Here is a 1,551-nt window from a genome sequence, read left to right as displayed (position 1 = left end):
GGGCCGGGACCGGCGGAGCTCTGCGACGCCCGGGCCTGGACCCAAGCAGGCGGGAGCGGGAGCGGACGGCCATTCTCTGGGTGCAGCGCAGCGGAAACCAGGGCGAGCCCCGCGAGCCTGCACCAGGCCGACCCAGCCGGCCCACCAGGTGGCGGGCCGGCCCGACGGGGTTTAGGTGTCTTGGTGGTGCCTGTTCCTGGAGACCGCGCGGTAAGTCGTGATCGATGCTGCCAGTGCCAGCAGGGAGAGCGCGAAGCTGATGATGGTCAATGGTTCCATGACTGTTTCCTTTTCTGTGAGTTGGTGAGAGGGTAAGAAGGAGCCCGGCGGCCGCAACCCTTGTGGTCACGACCACCGGAACTGAGTAGCTACACCTTCCTTGCTTTACGCTTACGCTTCCGAGTTCCAGCTCGGGAGCGTTTGCTCGTTAAGAGCGCGTTCCGCGTGGAGAGTAGAGCGATGATCGCTGTGATCAAGCTGACGACCGAAGTCGCGAGCTTGATGAGCTCATCGATGCTCATGTAGCCACCTCCTTCCTGCCCCGCCGTGCGAGGCCCCACCTGGTCAGCCGGTCGAGGGTGGGCGCTCAACCCCGAAGAGTGAGCGGGAAATCCCGCGAAATAAGGGAGCGAAGCGACCGCGTGGGATTCCCCGCTTGCGTGGGTTGAACGCTCGGGCCCCCGCCCGGCTACGATCAGGGACCTTGTACGGAGAAGAACCCAGCCATATGTAAGGCAAAAGCAAACAGGCCGGGTCGGCGGAGCTCTGCGACGTCCGCGTCCGGCCCATCAGGCGGGAGCGCAGCGGACGTCCGTTCCCAGGTCGGAGCGCCAGCGCAGACCCTCGGGATCCCCGGCCAAAGCCTTCCGCCGTCGCCGGCCAACCCGCTGCTGGTGAGTCCGACGGCTTATTGATCATGCCGCCGACCTTTTCGGTATTGGCGGGCCGCCGTCCGGTGACCACCACAGGTGCCGGGAACGGTTGGCGGTGGCCCGCCCGCGCTTTCGACGGGGCGGGTACTCCCTGCCCCGCTCCCCTCGTGGCTAGCTGGTGGGCTGGTCGATTCGGGTCTATTCCCAGATGGCGATCACGTAGGCGGGAAGGTCGGCTTCCTCGCCTTGGGCGTCATGGCCCAGGAACACGACATCACCACAGTAAACATCCGTGAGGGCACCGGTCAGTTCCCACACCAGGGACGCGGCACGGACGTTGGGCATCAGACCCAGAATCTTGCCTTCCTCGTTGAGGTAAAAGTGCCAGTCTTTCCCGCTGACGGCTTCGATGCTGCCGTGCACGAGAGTTTGCAGGGTCTCCAGGTCCGTGCCGATGGTTTCGAGGCGGGCGGGCTGGGCCTGGTCGGCGGGGATGATGAGGGCTTGGCAGGTACTCATGGTTTGTCTCCTGAAAAAGTGTGGGCGGTGGGCGACCCGTGGGCCGCCCACCTGTTGGGGGGGTTCCCTATCAGCCAGACTCGTTAGAGACCGCTTCTTGAACGAGAATAGAGGCTGAAGGCAGGAGGGAAACTTCACCATGATTGCATCCCCACCAGCA

At 64.5% G+C, this 1,551-nt stretch carries 1 protein-coding gene; it reads right to left on the bottom strand.

What is annotated here, in order from left to right:
* Positions 1-1,070 precede the first annotated feature (1,070 nt).
* Complete coding sequence (locus ABIB49_RS19240) at positions 1,071-1,391, bottom strand: DUF3846 domain-containing protein (RefSeq protein WP_354157657.1); 321 nt, start codon at positions 1,389-1,391, stop codon at positions 1,071-1,073.
* Positions 1,392-1,551: the final 160 nt, after the last annotated feature.

The organism is Arthrobacter sp. UYCu512 (assembly GCF_040547075.1).
GTDB lineage: Bacteria > Actinomycetota > Actinomycetes > Actinomycetales > Micrococcaceae > Arthrobacter.
This window is presented reverse-complemented; position numbering and strand designations above follow the sequence as displayed.